The organism is Streptomyces sp. Je 1-332, from assembly GCF_040730185.1.
GTDB lineage: Bacteria > Actinomycetota > Actinomycetes > Streptomycetales > Streptomycetaceae > Streptomyces.
This window is the reverse complement of sequence record NZ_CP160402.1, coordinates 481390-498061: the sequence shown is the minus strand read 5'-3', so window position 1 is coordinate 498061 and position 16672 is coordinate 481390. Positions and strand designations below refer to the sequence as shown.

At 68.9% G+C, this 16672-nt stretch carries 11 protein-coding genes and 2 pseudogenes; 3 read left to right on the top strand and 10 right to left on the bottom strand.

The window, feature by feature from the left end; all coding sequences use genetic code 11:
* Window positions 1-192 precede the first annotated feature (192 nt).
* Complete coding sequence (locus ABXJ52_RS02335; protein WP_367038842.1) at window positions 193-1755, bottom strand: acetolactate synthase large subunit; 1563 nt, start codon at window positions 1753-1755, stop codon at window positions 193-195.
* Window positions 1756-1759: 4 nt separating this feature from the next.
* Complete coding sequence (locus ABXJ52_RS02330) at window positions 1760-3142, bottom strand: FAD-binding oxidoreductase (RefSeq protein WP_367038841.1); 1383 nt, start codon at window positions 3140-3142, stop codon at window positions 1760-1762.
* 1352 nt (window positions 3143-4494) lie between these two features.
* Between ABXJ52_RS02330 and ABXJ52_RS02325 the strand changes: the two are divergent.
* Window positions 4495-4611: pseudogene (locus ABXJ52_RS02325) on the top strand (DNA-binding protein); the annotation flags it as partial.
* Between the two features lie 489 nt (window positions 4612-5100).
* On the opposite strand, the gene ABXJ52_RS02320 reads toward ABXJ52_RS02325, so the two are convergent.
* The 6 genes from ABXJ52_RS02320 to ABXJ52_RS02295 form a co-directional block, all read right to left on the bottom strand.
* Window positions 5101-6624, bottom strand: coding sequence for an aldehyde dehydrogenase family protein (locus ABXJ52_RS02320; RefSeq protein WP_367038840.1), 1524 nt, complete (start codon window positions 6622-6624; stop codon window positions 5101-5103).
* A 175-nt stretch (window positions 6625-6799) separates the two neighbouring features.
* Window positions 6800-8056 carry a GAF domain-containing protein gene (locus ABXJ52_RS02315; protein ID WP_367038839.1) on the bottom strand — a complete coding sequence of 419 codons (1257 nt, stop codon included), beginning with the start codon at window positions 8054-8056 and terminating at the stop codon, window positions 6800-6802.
* A 145-nt stretch (window positions 8057-8201) separates the two neighbouring features.
* Complete coding sequence (locus tag ABXJ52_RS02310; RefSeq protein WP_367038838.1) at window positions 8202-8813, bottom strand: peptidoglycan recognition family protein; 612 nt, start codon at window positions 8811-8813, stop codon at window positions 8202-8204.
* A gap of 39 nt (window positions 8814-8852) precedes the next feature.
* A complete protein-coding gene (locus ABXJ52_RS02305; RefSeq protein ID WP_367038837.1) occupies window positions 8853-9866 on the bottom strand; it encodes an acetamidase/formamidase family protein in 1014 nt (337 codons plus the stop codon).
* Window positions 9867-10158: 292 nt separating this feature from the next.
* On the bottom strand, window positions 10159-11073 hold the full coding sequence (locus ABXJ52_RS02300) for a hypothetical protein (RefSeq protein ID WP_367038836.1): 915 nt from the start codon (window positions 11071-11073) through the stop codon (window positions 10159-10161).
* 28 nt (window positions 11074-11101) lie between these two features.
* Window positions 11102-11569, bottom strand: coding sequence for a hypothetical protein (locus ABXJ52_RS02295; RefSeq protein WP_367038835.1), 468 nt, complete (start codon window positions 11567-11569; stop codon window positions 11102-11104).
* Between the two features lie 540 nt (window positions 11570-12109).
* On the opposite strand from ABXJ52_RS02295, the pseudogene ABXJ52_RS02290 reads away from it, so the two are divergent.
* Window positions 12110-12412, top strand: a pseudogene (locus ABXJ52_RS02290) (MerR family transcriptional regulator); the annotation flags it as partial.
* Window positions 12413-12452: 40 nt separating this feature from the next.
* Here ABXJ52_RS02290 and ABXJ52_RS02285 read toward each other — a convergent pair.
* Both ABXJ52_RS02285 and xylB read right to left on the bottom strand, forming a co-directional pair.
* Entirely contained in the window at window positions 12453-13658 is a 1206-nt protein-coding gene (locus tag ABXJ52_RS02285) for an ROK family transcriptional regulator (RefSeq protein WP_367038834.1), read from the bottom strand.
* A gap of 27 nt (window positions 13659-13685) precedes the next feature.
* Complete coding sequence (xylB, locus tag ABXJ52_RS02280) at window positions 13686-15167, bottom strand: xylulokinase (protein ID WP_367038833.1); 1482 nt, start codon at window positions 15165-15167, stop codon at window positions 13686-13688.
* A gap of 191 nt (window positions 15168-15358) precedes the next feature.
* Here xylB and xylA point away from each other — a divergent pair, with 191 nt between their 5' ends.
* Window positions 15359-16525, top strand: coding sequence for a xylose isomerase (xylA, locus tag ABXJ52_RS02275; protein WP_367038832.1), 1167 nt, complete (start codon window positions 15359-15361; stop codon window positions 16523-16525).
* Window positions 16526-16672: the final 147 nt, after the last annotated feature.

The window sequence follows — 16672 nt, the reverse complement described above, 5'->3', positions numbered from 1 at the left end:
CGTGGTCGGGTCTTGGCCGTGCGGGAGGAGGGGCGCCACGTCGGTGGCCGCAGCACTCGCTGTGCCGCCGTCCGGGCACGCCAACGATCAGGCCGAACTCATGGCTGTGGCAGCGAAACGCGGGCTCTGGCCATGGACGGGAGCCGCGGCAGGCAGGCGGCCGCGACACGGTCACGGCATGCCGTTCACAGCTCAGAGCAGCGGCGGCACCATCGCGTCGATCAGATGCGGCCCGGGCTCGGCGAGCGCGCGCCCGAATTGTTCGGCCAGTTCCTCCGCGGTCGTCGCCCGCGTCGCCGGCACACCCATTCCCTCGGCGATCCTGGCGAAGTCGAGGTCCGGCCGTGCCAGGTTGAGCAGTTGGTTCGCCGCCGGGCCACCGGTCTGAGCCCCCACCCTTAGCAACTCCATGCGCAGGATCGCGTAAGCGCGGTTGTTCAGGAGCACGGTGGTGACGTCGAGGTTCTCCCGGGCCTGCGTCCACAGCGCCGAGATCGTGTAGAGCGCGCTGCCGTCGGACTGCAGGCTGATCACCGGCCGGCCGGGTGCGGCGATGGCCGCACCGGTCGCTACGGGCATGCCGAAGCCGATCGCTCCTCCGGTCAGGGTCAGTACGTCGTGCCGTGGCGCGCCCGCGGTCGCGGTCGGCAGACGCAGCCCCGAAGTGTTCGCCTCGTCCGCGATGATCGCCCGGTCCGGCAGCAGAGCGCCGATGACGTCGACCCAGTTCTGCGGGGTCAGCGGGCCGGACGGCAGCGCGGGCCTGGCGGCCTCCGCGAGCACCGGTTGCGTTGCGGCGGCGACCAGTTCCGCGACGTCATGCAGCGCACCAGGAACGTCCTGCCACACCTCGGCCAGCACGTGAATCCGCGCGCCGTCGGGCATCAGATTGCTGGCCTTGCCCGGGTAGGCGAAGAACGACGCGGGCGCTCTCGCTCCGGCGGTGATCACGTGCTTGACCCCGCCGAGTTGCTGGGAGACTTGCTCGGAGAGATAACCGAGCCGCTCGATCGCCGGCAGGCCCGCGCCCCGCTCGAGCCGCGCGGGGAACGTCTCGGCGTACGCCCTCACCCCGGTCGCCGCGGTGATACGGCTGGTTGCGCGCAGCCCGTGCTCGTGGCAGGCGCTGCCACCGATGAGCAGCGCCACCGACTCGCCACCGGCCAGCACCTTGGCGATGCGCTCCACCGTGGCCCGGTCGACGGCCTCCGGCCCGCGCGACGGAACGGGAGCGCCCCTTTCACCGCCCGCGCCCCACGATGAGTCGGCCGGGAGGATCAGCGTGGCGATCCGCCCTGGGGCGTCCTGAGCCGCTGCGACCGCCGCGGCCGCGTCCGCGCCGATGTCCTTCGTCCGCTCTGACCGGCGGACCCAGCCCTCTAGCGACCGTGCCACGGTCTCGATGTCCGAGTCGAGGGGAGCGTCGTACTGCTTGTGGTACGTCGCGTGATCACCGACCACATTGACGATCGGAGTGTGCGCACGGCGCGCGTTGTGCAGGTTCGCCAGCCCGTTCCCGAGCCCCGGCCCGAGGTGTAACAGAGTGGCGGCCGGCTTCCCGGCGATTCGTGCGTACCCGTCCGCGGCCCCGGTGACGACACCTTCGAACAGGCCGAGCACTCCCCGCATTTCGGGTACGCCGTCGAGTGCGGCCACGAAGTGCATCTCCGAGGTGCCGGGGTTGGCGAAGCAGACCTCCACACCGGCGTCGACGAGCGTGCGGATCAGGGACCGCGCGCCGTTCGTCACACTCATGTCCTCAGCCCCTCTCCACGTACGGGTCACCTGGATTGAGAATCCCGGCCGGATCGAAGCTCTCCTTGATTCGGCGCATCAGCGCGATCTTCGCCGGGTCCTCAAGGTCGAGGAAATACTCCGATTTGGTCTGCCCTAGGCCGTGTTCGCCGGAGATCGCGCCGCCCAGTTCCATACCGAGCGCAAAGATCTCGGTCAGCAGCTTCTCGCGCCTCTCCGGTTCCTCGCAGAAGATGCCGAGATGCACATTGCCGTCTCCGGCATGCCCGCAACCGGCGGCTCCCGCACCGTACGACTGCACCGTCTCCCGCGTGCGGCGGAGGAATTCGGGCATTGCGGCTCGCGGGACCACCACGTCGATGATGTCGTCGGCACCGCGGGCCTTGGCCGTCCAGAATGATTTCTCACGGGCCTCGATCAGCTCGCGGGCGGAGTTGCCTTCGAGTACGTAAACCTCGATCGCACCGAGTTCGTCGAGCAGACCACCGAGTGCAACGACGTCGGCCTGCAACCGGTCGTTGTCGCGGTTCTCCAGCGCCACCACCAGGTAGGCCTGCGCGGTATCACGGATCCGGTCCGGGACGCCGAGGCCGTGCTCGGTGTATTCGCTGATCGCCGCCAGCGTCTGACTGTCGATGTACTCGAGGATGTGCGGCTCGAGCCCGCTGGAGACGATCTTCGGTACGGCGGTCAGCACCTCGTCGAAGGTGGTGAACGGAGCGAGCACCGTGGCGCTGTGCGCCAGCCGCGGATGGAGCTTCACGATGATCTCGGTGACGACCGCGAGGGTCCCCTCGGAGCCGATGATCAGCTGGGTCAGGTCGTATCCGGACGAGACCTTGGAGATCTTGCCGCCGGTCCGGATGATGTCGCCGGTCGCCAGCACGGCCTCGAGCCCTACGACATGGTGCCGCGTGACGCCGTACTTGATCGCCCGCATCCCGCCGGCGTTCGTCCCGACATTGCCGCCGATACTGGCGCTCGGTTCACCGGGGGAGACGGTATAGCCGAGCCCTGCCTCGGCAGCCTGCGTATTCAACTCAGCGAGTGTGACCCCTGGTTGGACGACGGCGACGTGGTTGGCGGTGTCGATCTCGAGAACCGCGTTCATCCGCTCGAACGAGACCAGCAGTCCATCCGCGCGGGGTCGTGCGCCACCGGAGAGGCCCGTGCCCGAGCCACGTGCGGTGACCGGAACGCCGAGCTCATTCGCCGCCTTGAGCAGGTCGGCGACCTCCCGGGTGCTCTGCGGCTTGGCCAGATGGGCGGGGGGCCGCGGGGGTGCCGTCAAGGCCTCGTCGTGTGCGTAGTCTTCGGGAATCGCATCGCCGGACAGCAGATACGAGCCCCCGACGATCTCCGCGAACCGTGCCGCGACACTGCTCATTGCTAGCCCTTCTCGAGTGACCATGGAACTTCTGTCGCCTGCGGCCGTCGCGGGAAGCGAAGACAGCCTCGGTGGCGGTCGGGCGAAGTTCACGGGACCGAGCGTAGGAACGGCTCCGCGACGATGCGTCCCACAGCCCGGGGACATCTCTCCCCCGAGCGGGGGACCCGGCGTACAGGACCTCGCGGGCCGGGCGCGGGAAGGCGGCGGAAGCCAATCTCGTGATGAGTCCTCACCTCACTGTCCTGCTCTGGCCCAGGGCCAGAGCAGGACGAGGCGCAGGTCCTGGCTACTGGCCTGCGTGCTGGATGTCATCGGCTGGGAGTAGCGGAGCGTAAAGGCGGCAGGGATTTCCACCCGCGTCCTGCTGGAGCTCTTTGGACGGAAGGGTTACGTGCTGGCTAACAGGGCCTTGCTGAAGCCCCATTCCGTCCGGCCGCTGGGGGCCTTGGGCCGCAGGACGTGGCCACTCGTTTCGGAGGATTGGGCTCGACTCTGTCGCTCGATGGGCTACTTGGGGCCCGCCCCACCTTTCATGCCGTGACGCTGTGACTGTGATGGCGAGGCATTCGCCTACGGCAGACAAGAAAGAGCACCGAAAGACTGGATAGCTCCGCGAGGACTATGTCAACGTACGGCGTCCCGTAGAACACCAGGCCAGACGGTGCTACTGCTCGGCCACGATCAGGCTTCCGAAACCGCTCAGAATGATGCGCCGCGCATTTTTGGCCCGCTGGCGTAGCTTCTACTTTGGAGGCCCGTCTGTCTTAATCCGCAATTCGACCCGCCCGCTTCATTTCGCATGTCCTCTGTGCACTCGGTGCAGTGGGCGCTTGGTCCGGTCAGACAGCGGGTGACTACGGATCTGTGTCCACTGGCTGTGTGTCTGCGTCTGCGCGGCCAGTCTGTTCGGCGAGGACCTGCTGCAACGCGGCTATCGCGCGACCGGGTGGTCCTCGCACACATTGCGGCGCACCCTGGATCTACAACTCGACGCGTGGCCCGTTCGATTGGGTCCCTGCGCGGGGTGTAGTCGCAATCTTGACTGCCCCACTGGTGACGGTCTGCTGGTGATCGTCACGGATGGCGCTACCCCCAGCCCTCGCTCATACCGGTTGGCTTCCCAACCGAAGCCAGCACGGGAGTGACCGGACTCTGACGATTCGGCGCGCAACATAGACCACGATCGCCGGTTAGCCAAACTGGCGTTTCTGACGACGATTGAGGAGTTCGCAGCGGCGCAACCTGGCGGTGGAGCTGCGCGGATGCACCAGTCATCGTGCCAACGTTCAGTGCGGTTGCCTACTTAGCACCGCTCAGCGTCTGGCCAATCTCGACACTCCTGGGGAAACATGGCTCGCCCTCCTGCACTCAAACTTTCCGAGGTGTTGGGTGAGATCCGAATGAGCCCATCTGCTTTCTACCGCTTGCGTGCTCGTGGTTTGGCTCCCCGGATGATCAAACTTCCGACTGTTTCGCAACGCAGCGGGAAACTACATTGAGGCTGGGGCTTACGGCATTACTTGGGGACGGGCTCGCGAGGCCACACTCACCCTCGATGAGCACGCCCTTGTGCTGGCGAAGCGCCCGTACGACCTGCGCCACGCGGGTATCTCGTTCTGGCTCGCCTCCGGCGTCGACCCCGCAGAGTGTGCGCGCAGGGCCTGACAGAGCATCCAGGTTCTCTTCCGGTATTACGCCAAGTTCCTGGCCGAAGCGCGTAACCACGCGAACAAGATGATTGAGGAGTCGATGCGGCGGTGGGACGAGCCGGAGAGCGGCGCATAGGGCGCACCCGGGTAGGACCTCGGCCCGGATATGCCCCGGAACAGCTGGTCAGAGGTGGGAGAGGGGCGGGAGATATCGGGATTAGCTTCACGTTCTGACCGGTAACTCCAAAGTGCGGAAGGAAGGGCGCCTGACGGGGAAACCCCTGGTCAGGCGCCTTCCTTGTGCGGCTAGAAGAAGCCCAGCTTCTTCGGCGAGTACGACACCAGAAGGTTCTTCGTCTGCTGGTAGTGCTCCAGCATCATCTTGTGCGTCTCGCGCCCGATCCCGGACTGCTTGTAGCCGCCGAACGCAGCATGCGCGGGGTACGCGTGGTAGCAGTTCGTCCAGACCCGGCCCGCCTGGATCGCACGGCCCGCCCGGTAGGCGGTGTTCATGTCGCGTGTCCACACTCCGGCGCCCAAACCGTACAGAGTGTCGTTGGCGGTCTTGATCGCATCGTCGAAGTCGTTGAACGACGCGACCGAGACGACCGGGCCGAAGATCTCCTCCTGGAAGATCCGCATGCGGTTGTCGCCCTCGAAGATCGTCGGCTGGACGTAGTAGCCACCCGCCAACTCACCGTCGTACGTGATGCGCTGGCCGCCCGTCAGGACCTTGGCGCCCTCCTGCTGGCCGATGTCCAGGTAGGAGAGGATCTTCTCCAGCTGGTCGTTGGAGGCCTGGGCTCCGATCATCGTGTCGGTGTCCAGCGGGTGGCCCGGCACGATCTGCTCGGTACGGGCGACCGCCGCTTCCATGAACTCGCTGTAGTGACCCCGCTGGACGAGAGCACGTGACGGGCAGGTACACACCTCGCCGTTGTTGAGGGCGAACATCGTGAAGCCCTCCAGCGCCTTGTCGCGGAAGTCGTCGTTGGCGGCCCACACGTCGTCGAAGAAGATGTTCGGCGACTTCCCGCCCAGCTCAAGGGTCACCGGTTTGATGTTCTCCGAGGCGTACTGCATGATCAGCCGCCCCGTGGTGGTCTCACCGGTGAAGGCGACCTTCGCGACGCGCGGGCTTGAGGCGAGGGGCTTGCCCGCCTCGACGCCGAAGCCGTTGACGACGTTGACCACACCCGGCGGCAGTAGATCGGAGACCAGGCTCATCCAGTAGTGGATGGACGCCGGGGTCTGTTCGGCGGGCTTGAGGACGACCGCGTTGCCCGCCGCGAGTGCGGGCGCGAGCTTCCATGTCGCCATCAGGATGGGGAAGTTCCACGGGATGATCTGCGCGACGGCGCCGAGCGGCTCGTGGAAGTGGTACGCGACGGTGTCGTCGTCCACCTCGCTCAGCGACCCCTCCTGCGCGCGGATGACCCCCGCGAAGTAGCGGAAGTGGTCGATGGCCAGCGGGATGTCGGCGGCCAGCGTCTCGCGTACCGGCTTGCCGTTCTCCCAGCTCTCGGCCACCGCGAGCTGTTCGAGGTTCGCCTCCATGCGGTCGGCGATCTTCCGCAGGACGTCCGCGCGTTCGGTCGGTGAGGTGCGGCCCCACGCGGGCGCGGCGGCATGCGCCGCGTCGAGGGCCTTCTCCACGTCCTCGGCCGTACCGCGGGCGATCTCGGTGAAGGGCTGCCCGTTGACGGGGCTCGGGTTCTCGAAGTACTGGCCGCGCGCGGGCGGGACGTACTCACCGTCGATGAAGTGGTCGTAGCGGGACTGGTAGGAGACAACTGCGCCATCGGCGCCGGGCGCTGCGTAACGGGTCATCTTGGTGGCCTCCCGGGGAAGGCTGCCCGCCGTTGGGCAGCTCTCGCCGGGAGAGTAGGAGGACGGACGTTGCAGGTACGTTGCGGGAGCTGTCGGCCTGCGGCTCGTTCGTGAAGGGCGTCGGTCGTGGGCGCTGGGCTGTGTTGAGGTGCCTGGGAGCGCTCTGGGAGCGCTCTTACCTCGCGTCAGTCAACTCCGCATCCAGCTCTCGGAGTCGAGCCAGCACCGGTGGCGTCGTCCGTACCTGGGCCAGCGCCCGCCATACCGCCAGGTCGTCCTCACCCCACGGTGCGTGGACCCAGTCGGCCAGGAGATCCGGGTCACGGCGGGCGATCAACGCGGCCCGCAGCTGATCGGCGAGCCTGCGCCGCAGCCTGGCCACCGCAGGTGCCTGTGAAGCGGGCAGAAGCGGACCCGCGTACGCGGCGGCGGCCGCGGTGACCGCTCCTGATCCGAGCCTTCGCTCCACGGCATCGATATCCGACTCGACCGGCACCGAGAGCCTGTACGGGCGCGACCGCAGCAGTTCCGGCCCGAGGAGCCGCCGCAGCCGGGCGAACTCGGCCCGCAGCGTCACCGGCGTCACCGACTCGTCCTCGTACAGCGCGCACAGCAGCTCCTCGCCGGTCAACCCCTCGGGGTGGCGGGCCAGCAGGACGAGGATCTCGCTGTGCCTACGGCTCAGCCGCACCTTGCGTCCGCCGGTCAGCAGCAACGCCTCATCGCGGCCGAGCGCGGTGAGACCGACCCAGTCCGCGGCCGCCACCGGTGGTGACAGCAACGCCAGTTGCGACTCCGCTGCCCGAGCGACCGCCTGCACGAAGGCGAGGCTGTGCGGATGCGCCAGACCGTCGCCTCCGGTGATGTCCACTGCCCCGAGCAGCCGGCCGGTCCGCGGATCGTGCACCGGGGCCGCCGCGCACGTCCACGGCTGGACGCGCCGGATGAAGTGCTCGGCCGCGAACACCTGCACCGGTCGGTCCACCGCCACCGCCGTGCCCGGTGCGTTCGTCCCCATCGCGGACTCCGCCCACCGCGCGCCCGGCACGAAGTTCATCCGCCCGGCCTGCCGCCGGGTCGCCGAATGCCCCTCGACCCAGAGCAGTCTGCCGTGCGCGTCGCACACCGCGAGAAGATGCTCACCGTCCATCGCGAACGTGCCCATCAGCTCACGGAACAGCGGCATCACCCCGGCCAACGGATGCTCGGCACGGTACGAACCGAGGTCACCGTCGGTGAGCTCCACTGCCGCGCCGCTGTCCTCCGGGCTGACCCTGGCCCTGGCCGAGCGCCTCCACGACTCGGCCACCACGGAGCGCACCGGTCGCGTGAGCGTCCCCGCCTGCGTGAACCTCTCGTGGGCCCGCCGCAGCACCCGCACCCGCTCGGCAGGATCGGCACCGGCTTCCAGGGCCACCCATGGTTCGGTCAACTCGGCCTCCCGGGACGGCGATGCGGTTCTGCCATCGTCGCCCCGCGAGGACGCCCCGACAAGCGCCCCGACAAGCGCTCCGATAAGCGCCCCGACAGGTGCTCCGAGAAGGCCTCGGGAACCGTGGCGGTGTGAGCCGACGGCGTCAGGCAGAGTTGACCAGGCGGATATAGCGCGTCCAGTCCCAGTGCGGTCCGGGATCGGTGTGGTCGGCGCCGGGCACTTCGACATGCCCGATGATGTGCTTGCGGTCCTTGGGAATGGCATACCGGTCGCAGATGGCCGCGGTCAGCAGCGCGGACTGCTCGTACATCGCGTCGGTGAAGTACTCGGGCTGATCCACCCATCCTTCGTGCTCGATACCGATGCTTCGGGTGTTGTAGTCCCAGTTGCCCGCGTGCCAGCCGACGTTGCGCTCGCGTACGCACTGGGCGATACGTCCGTCCTTGGAGCGCACCACATAGTGGGCCGACACCTTCTTCGCCGAGTTCTGGAAGATGGCGAGCGTGTCGGCGTAGGTCTCCTGGGTGACGTGGACGACGACGTAGTCAACGGGGTAGGTGCTGGGGCGATTGGCCGCCGTGTAGTTGGAGGTGCTGGCCGGAACCCACTCGGCGAGCGGATAGTCGTCCGCCCGAGGCCGGGCCGTGGCGCGGGTGGCGGGGAGGAGCATGGCGGGGACGGCGGGGATGGCGGCCAGGGCTGCCCCTTGCAACAGCCTGCGCCGGCTGGGAAATCCTCTGGTGCGGTGATCCATGGCTGGCCTGCCTCTCGGTGGGGGGAACAGCTGGACTTATCAGTGGGGCAGCAGCTTGGCCGACTCTCGTAGCCGCGCGTGCAGTCCCCGGTGAGTTTCGCGCGCGGGCAGCCACTCCTTGCGGATCTTGGCCACACACGTGTAGTTGGTGTCGCAGACGTTGGCGAGCGGGGACTCGACGGTCTGTGTCGCGAACTGGTAGGCGTCGAGTTCGCTGAAGCCGAAATCGCGCACCAGCCACTGGACAAGGTCGAGTTGGGATATTCGAAAGGCGTCCTCGAGCGGGCGTGCCGAGCCAGTGGAAATGATGTGGGTGTCGGATTCCAGTCGCGGCCAGGGCGTGGCGATCCCCTTCAGGAGTTCGACGATCACGACAGTGTTCATCGCGCACTCGACGGCGACTCCGCAGGTTTCCCCCTCGCCTTGCCGCGCGTGCCCGTCGCCCAGGCTCAGGAGCGCGCCCTCCACATTCACCCCGAGGTAGCAGGTGACCCCGGCCCGCATCTCGGGAGTGTCCATGTTCCCGCCGTGCGCGTCGGGGACGAGCGCCGAGCGCACCTCCAGATTGGCGGGCGCGACGCCGACCGTGCCGTGCATCGGATCCATCGGCAGCGCGATCTCGAAGTCGCCGTCCCGCGCGCTGAAGTGGGCGGTGCGCCGGTCCCGATCGAGCTGCCAGATCCATACGGTCTCGGGCAGTGGCGGCTGGAGCGATGCGGTGGTGTGGGTGGAGGTGAGTGCCCCGAAGAGGGGGACCGTGGTGGAGGCCGCCCAGTCGCGAGCCGGTTCGATCGACACGAAATGCACGGCGACGGTGTCACCCGGCTCCGCGCCCTCGACGTAAAAGGGTCCGGTCTGTGGATTCAGGAAGGGGAACTGGCAGACCTCCGACACCAGATCCTTCTCGGAGCGCACGCTTCCCGCGAAGCAGTCTTCGGTGAACAGGTCGAGCACTGTGCCCGGAGCGATCCGTGCCACGGGTGGCGCGCCGCCGAACGTCCAGGCGTATTCACCCGGGTCGGGCCGTACGGTCAGGATCCGAGGCTGGTTCATGGCGGGCTGCTCTCTTTTGTCGCTCCGTCGCTCCGTGGGGAACTCGGGGTCCGTGCTCGGCCCGACGGCCCCGCGACGCCGCCCAGGACGGCTCTGCTTCCCGACACCTGATTCCCCCGATCCGTGTGGACACGACACCGCAGCCAGGGCCGGGCCGGTGGTGTCCCGCGTCAATTACGGTACGGCGAGGGTCGGTTGGGTCGGAAGGGTGCGATCCAAATCTGTGTACAGCACCGTGATTGTGGAAAACGTGGTCACTCTGACGGATGAAGACGAAGGGACGAGCCGAGCATCAGCCCAAGGCGGCCGCACCCACAGCAGCCTGTTCCTCCGCGCGAGCGAGGGCGGTCGCAGCCTGATCCGTGTCTCCGAGGCGGTCGGCGAGCCGGGCACGGGCCCGCCGGTTGTAGGGGCAGATGGGACGCAGGTTGATGCGTTCGCTGAGCAAAGCCCGCGCCAGGTCGTGCCGGCCGGAGCGGATGGCAGCCTCCACGAGCGTCCGCTGAATGGCATCACGCTGTGCGTGACTGCCGCCGAAGGAGTTGAGGCGGTAGCGGATGGGGGCCAGCAACTCGACCACATTGGCGTACCGCTGCTGCCGGTAGGCGATGAGGGCGCGGCACACCGGGACGCCGATCTCGCGTGTCATCGCGTGGTTCGTCACCGAAGGGTCGGCCCGGGAGAGCCACTGCTCACGCTCCTTCACCAGTCGCTCAGCATCGGAAAGCCGACCCGCTCCCACGTACGCCATCACGGCATGGACGTCGTTGAAGGCGTAGTAGGCGCCGACCTCGCGGCCTGCCCAGGCCTGGGCGAGCGCCATCCAGCGGGGCTCGACGTCGATATCGATCAGGAGCAGTCGCCACAGCAGGGCGGAGGCGTCGAGGAGTTCCATGGCGACGGACTGCGATGCCTCGTTGTGGAGAGTGTTGTCGTAGACGGCGAGGACCTGTCCGATGCTGCCGGCCTCCAGCGCGTACAGGGCGTAGTGCCAAGCATTGTGTACGGAGAGGTAGTTGCCGTCGGCCCAGTCCTCGGTCCGCGCGTCGAGATAGCGGATCCCCTCGCCGAACAGCCCTCGCATCTCGTACGTGTGGACGACCGCATGGATGCCCCATACATCCCGCGGGTGCCGTTCGACCGCCCGCAGTCCGATCTCCTCGGCTTGGCCGTAGTGCCCCGCTTCCTCGAGTCCGAAGGCATACATCCCCAGGAGCGGACCGTAGTGCGGATCCTCACCGTCCCACGCGGAAAGCGCGCCACCGATCCGGTCGCGCAGCCGCTGAGCGTCCCCGGTGAAGAAGTCGATCTGGTGTCCGACGGCCAGGGCGAGGGCGTCGAGGGGGGTACTCGGTGCTGATCTCGCCGAGGATCTCCCCGGCCCGCGACATGTTCCCGTCCAGCCACGTCTGGGCGGCCGCCGCATGCATTCTTTCGCGGGGCGAGAGCCCGGCGGGGTCGACCGTGCTACGGAAGGCGCCGAAGGAACGTCGGGCATCGGCCGCCTCCTGCTCCTCGGTGCCGAGTAGCCCGAGGTAGGCGTCGAAGACGTGCGCCATCACGGAATGCGGGGAGGCCGCCGCCATCGCCTGCGCCTCGTCGGCGACTTCGGCACGGAAGAACAACAGCGCGTCGAGCGCTCGCTCGTAGTGGCGTGCGGCTTCGTCGCCGGTACGACTCAGCGCGTGGGCATGCCGGTCCATTTTTATCGCTGTCCTTCTTCCGCCTTCTGTCTTCCGTCTGTCTTCCGTCGGATCGGCCCGTCCTAGCGCGTTAGCGGTTCAGTCGGTACAGCCGATTCAGTCGGTCGTTCCAGTCTCGCGATTCCGCCCGTGGGATTCGAGGGTGACGCTCGGTTCGTCGGTGTGACACAGGGGCAGGGCCGCGGTAGGCCATGACATCTCCGGGTCGGCTCCGCCCGCCACGGCTTCGCCCGTCATGTCTTGCGGGCTACCGGGCGTCGGCGCACGGTGGTGTCGTCGGGGAGGCCGAGGATGTGCGCGTAGTGCGTCGCGATGCCCGTGGCAATCGGGTCGGCTTCGGGCGAGGCCGAATCGATGCCTGCCGTCAGGGTCGCGGTGACCTGTGCTCGAACGGCCTCGGCGAGGAAACATGGCCAGCCGGCGCGGGGGTGTGAGGGAGCGGGTGACCGCCGCGAAGGCGGGGTGGTTTCCGAGAACGAACCTCGACGCCTGATCGTCGACGATTTCCTCGGTAGCGTTCTTGACGGCCTGTACGACTAGTCCGACGCGGGGATCGTGCCGCCGGCCGACCGCAGCCCGGTCGGCTACCGCCTGTACGGCACCGACGCAGTCGCCCGCCTCGACCTCGTACGCACTCTGCGCGACCTGGGTCTTGACCTTCCCACCGTCCGGAGGGTCGTGGACCGGGAAGTCTCGCCTCCCGAGGTCGCCGCGGTGCACGCGGACGTGCTGGAGGTACAGATCCGCGTGCTGCGTCTGCGGCGGGCGGTCCTGACAGCGGTCGCCAAGCGCGGGACCACCCCGGAGGAGTTGGATCTCATGCACAAGCTGGCCAAAGCTAGCCCGGTCAGCTACGTGGCCCCCGCCAAGCAGGCAGCGGACCCTACGCCACTGCCGCCCCCGCCGGGTCATCTAGCACAGCCCGTACGACCGAGTGTGCAGCCCCCAGCAGCGGGCCGTCGGAGCCAAGGCCGGAGACGGCGACAGCGCATGCCGTGCCTGCCGTGCGGCGTTCCAACTCGCCCTCCAGCGACGGCAGCAGCCACGGCGCGAGCCGCGACAGGGCGCCGCCGAGCACCACCGAGCGCGGGTCCAGCAGATTCACCGCACCGGTGAGCGCTGTGCCCAGTGCGGCTCCCGCACCGTGCAACGCCGTTCGTACGTTTTCGTCGCCCTGCGCGGCGCGCTCCGCGAGGAGGCCGACGCGGTCCGTGCCGGGATCGAGTCCCGCCGCACGCAGCACCGCCTCCTCGCCCGCGTACTGCTCCAGGCAGCCACGGCCGCCGCACGGACACGGTGGACCGTCGGGCCACACCGGTACATGCCCCAACTCGCCCGCGAAGCCGCGTGTCCCGCGCAGCAGCCTTCCGTCGACGACCAGCGCGGCGCCGATGCCGATCTCCGCCGACACGTGGAGGAAGTCCTGGGGCGCCGCGTCGCCGAGCCACAGCTCGGCCAGTGCGCCGAAGTTGGCCTCGTTGTCCATTGTCAGCGGCAGCCCGTCCGGCAGCAGGGCGCCGAGATCGACGTCGTGCCAGTCGAGATTGGGGGCGCGCACCACCACCCCCGTACCGCGGGCGACGAGGCCCGGGACGGCGAGGGCAAGGCCCGCCGGACGTAGCCCTGCCAGCTGGGCTTCGTCGCTCACCTGGCGCACCAGCGCGACGAGTTCCCTGAGGACGGGTTGCGGGGCGCGCCCCCGATTGTCTCCCTGTCGCACGGCACGCGCGCGTACCTCTCCGCGCAGGTCGACCACGCACACCGAGAGGTGGTCCACGCCGATCTCGGCGCCGATGCCGGCAGGCCCGCTCCCGCTGACCGCGAGCGCGGATCCCGGGCGGCCGACCTTGCCGGGCCGCCCGGGGCCCAGCTCGTCCAGGAGACCGGCGCGGATCAACTCGTCCACCAGGGTGGAGACTGCCGCCCGCGTCAAGCCGATCCGGGTGGCCACGGCGGCACGGGACAGCGGCCCGTGCGCCGCGACGGCGTGCATGACACGCGAGAGGTTGCGGCGGCGCATCCCCTGCTGGGTGTCGGGCAGCGGCGCTCCGGACGTGCCACGGCTCGCGTCGTGCGGTGGTGCGGTCATGCCCCCGTCAGTCCCTGTCTTCCGTCCTCATGGCCGAGTTTCCTCATGGCCCCTGGCGTCGAGATGGCCCCTGTCGTCGAGCAGCGACGCCGCGTCGGAGACTACCCCGGCGATTCGGGCCAGCGCCGACTCGTCCCGCTCCACAGGGGGCAGCACAGGCCCGTCAGCCGTGCCCCAGCGGCGGGCGACAGCCGCAGGATCCTCGCCCGTGAGGAGGCCCGCGGCTTGGGCGGCGGCACCGAGGGCGACCAGTTCCCTGGCCTCGGGCACCTGAACGGCCCGCCCCGAAAGGCGCCGAACTGTGTCCTGCCACGCCGTGCCCCGTGCCCCGCCACCGATGAGCAGGAGCGGAGCCGAGCGGTCCGCGTCCGCGTCCAGGACCAGGTCGAGTGCGCCCAACAGCGAGTGCACGGCCCCGTCGTAGGCCGCTTGCAGCAGCTGCCCCGGAGTCGTGTCATGTCGCAGCCCGTGCAGCAGTCCCGAAGCATGCGGAAGGTCCGGAGTGCGCTCACCGTCCAGGTAGGGCAGCAGGGTGACGGCGCCGCCCGCCTCCACCGCCTCACGGTCGAGGCTCAGCAGCGCGGCCACCCGGTCCACGGCCAGAGTGCAGTTGAGGGTGCAGGCCAGCGGCAGCCAGTCGCCGCGTGCGTCGGCGAACCCGGCCACGGTGCCCGTGGGATCCGCCTGGCGCCGCGTGGAGACCGCGTACACGGTGCCCGACGTTCCGAGGCTCAGGACCGGCGTTCCGGGGCGCAGGCCGAGTCCGAGCGCCGCCGCCGCGTTGTCGCCGGTCCCGGGGGCGACGAGCGTGCCCTTGGAGAAGGGCAGCTCGCCGCTCCCGCGTACGGTGCCGACGACCTCACCGGGGCGCGCCACACGCGGCAGCAGCTCGGGGTCGAGGCCGACGAGTCCCAGAATCTCCTCGTCGTACGCCTCCGTCGACGACGCCCACCACCCCGTACCGGAGGCGTCGCCCCGGTCGGTCGTGCCGGATCCCGTGAGGCGCTCGGTGAGGTAGTCGTGGGGGAGTCGCACGGCCACGGTGGCACGCGCCGCCTCGGGCTCGTGCTCGCTGAGCCAGGCCCACTTGGTCACCGTGAAGGAGGGCCCCGGCACGCTGCCGACGCGCTCGGCCCACGCCTTCGGGCCTCCCAGGCGGTCCACCAGAGAGCGGGCCTGCGACGCCGAGCGCACGTCGTTCCACAGCAGTGCGGGCCGCACCGGCCTGGACCGCGCGTCCAGCGTGACGAGCCCGTGCTGCTGGCCGCCGACCGACACCGCGGCGGCCTCGCGCGCCGGTTCGCCGCACTGGTCGAGGGCCGCGCACAGGGCGTTCCACCAGTCCTCGGGGTCACTCTCGCGGGCGGGCCCCGAGCTGACGCGGTGCGGGGCCTGACCGCTCGCCACCACCCTGCCCGTGGCGGCGTCGACGACCAGGACCTTCGTGGACTGCGTGGAGCTGTCCACGCCGACGACGAGGGGCCCGTCGGCTGCTGGGGCTGATGACATCGGGGGTCTCCGTTCCCGCGGCTCTTTCCGGGCACACCCGGACTTCTTTCCGTCCGACCTTCCCAGGGATGCCTCCGGATACTAATTTGTTAAGCGCCATGACGAAATAGTCGCGGCAGCCGCGCACGAGGGGGCACGCAGCCATGCCCGCTCCGCCACACAGCCGTGCACCAGCCATCCAGGGAGCGAACATGACGTACCAGCCCACTCCTGAGGACAAGTTCACCTTCGGCCTGTGGACCGTCGGCTGGCAGGGAAGGGACCCGTTCGGTGACGCGACCAGGGCGGCCATCGACCCGGCCGACTCCGTACGGCACCTGGCCGAACTGGGGGCCTACGGAGTGACCTTCCACGACGACGACCTGATCCCCTTCGGCGCCACGGACACCGAGCGCGAGTCGCACATCAAGCGCTTCCGGCAGGCACTCGACGCGACAGGCCTCGTCGTGCCGATGGCGACCACGAACCTCTTCACACACCCCGTCTTCAAGGACGGGGGGTTCACCGCCAACGACCGGGACGTACGCCGCTACGCGCTGCGCAAGACCATCCGCAACATCGACCTCGCGGTGGAACTGGGCGCACACACCTACGTCGCGTGGGGCGGCAGGGAAGGCGCCGAATCCGGTGCGGCGAAGGACGTACGTGTCGCCCTCGACCGCATGAAGGAGGCCTTCGACCTGCTCGGCGACTACGTGACGGAGCAGGGTTACGACCTGCGCTTCGCGATCGAGCCCAAGCCGAACGAGCCGCGCGGCGACATTCTTCTGCCCACTGTGGGGCACGCCCTTGCCTTCATCGAGCGCCTGGAGCGCTCCGAACTGTTCGGCGTCAACCCCGAAGTGGGTCATGAACAGATGGCCGGCCTCAACTTCCCGCACTCCATCGCCCAGGCCCTGTGGGCGGGCAAGCTCTTCCACATCGACCTCAACGGCCAGACCGGCATCAAGTACGACCAGGACCTGCGCTTCGGGGCGGGCGATCTGCGCAGCGCCTTCTGGCTGGTCGACCTCCTGGAGAGGGGTGGATACGAAGGTCCGCGACACTTCGACTTCAAGCCGCCGCGTACGGAGGACTACACGGGCGTGTGGGCGTCGGCCGCCGGCTGCATGCGCAACTACCTCATCCTTCGGGAGCGTTCGGCCGCTTTCCGCGCCGACCCGGAGGTCCAGGAGGCCCTGCGTGCGTCCCGCCTGGACGAGCTGTCCCTGCCGACCGCCGAGGACGGCCTCTCCGGACTGCTCGCCGACCGCGCCGCCTTCGAGGACTTCGACGTGACGGCAGCCGCGGACCGGGGCATGGCCTTCGAGCACCTCGACCAGCTGGCCATGGATCACCTTCTGGGGGCGCGGGGCTGACCCGACGCCCCGATTCCCGAGGCGTCAAGTTCTGCGTAGGGGTCGCATCTTGACCCTTTCGAGGCGACTCTGGACGGTATGGCCATGCCGCCCGTACCGCCACCGCCGCCCCCTCCGTCGGGTGACCCGCCCCCTCCGGGCGATGGT

Excerpts from the sequence above, each read along its gene's own strand:
- ABXJ52_RS02335 (WP_367038842.1), bottom strand. The coding sequence starts at position 1,755 with ATGAGTGTGACGAACGGCGCGCGGTCCCTGATCCGCACGCTCGTCGAC.
- ABXJ52_RS02330 (WP_367038841.1), bottom strand. The coding sequence starts at position 3,142 with ATGAGCAGTGTCGCGGCACGGTTCGCGGAGATCGTCGGGGGCTCGTAT.
- ABXJ52_RS02320 (WP_367038840.1), bottom strand. The coding sequence starts at position 6,624 with ATGACCCGTTACGCAGCGCCCGGCGCCGATGGCGCAGTTGTCTCCTAC.
- ABXJ52_RS02310 (WP_367038838.1), bottom strand. The coding sequence starts at position 8,813 with ATGGATCACCGCACCAGAGGATTTCCCAGCCGGCGCAGGCTGTTGCAA.
- ABXJ52_RS02305 (WP_367038837.1), bottom strand. The coding sequence starts at position 9,866 with ATGAACCAGCCTCGGATCCTGACCGTACGGCCCGACCCGGGTGAATAC.
- ABXJ52_RS02300 (WP_367038836.1), bottom strand. The coding sequence starts at position 11,073 with ATGTATGCCTTCGGACTCGAGGAAGCGGGGCACTACGGCCAAGCCGAG.
- ABXJ52_RS02295 (WP_367038835.1), bottom strand. The coding sequence starts at position 11,569 with ATGGACCGGCATGCCCACGCGCTGAGTCGTACCGGCGACGAAGCCGCA.
- ABXJ52_RS02285 (WP_367038834.1), bottom strand. The coding sequence starts at position 13,658 with ATGACCGCACCACCGCACGACGCGAGCCGTGGCACGTCCGGAGCGCCG.
- xylB (WP_367038833.1), bottom strand. The coding sequence starts at position 15,167 with ATGTCATCAGCCCCAGCAGCCGACGGGCCCCTCGTCGTCGGCGTGGAC.
- xylA (WP_367038832.1), top strand. The coding sequence starts at position 15,359 with ATGACGTACCAGCCCACTCCTGAGGACAAGTTCACCTTCGGCCTGTGG.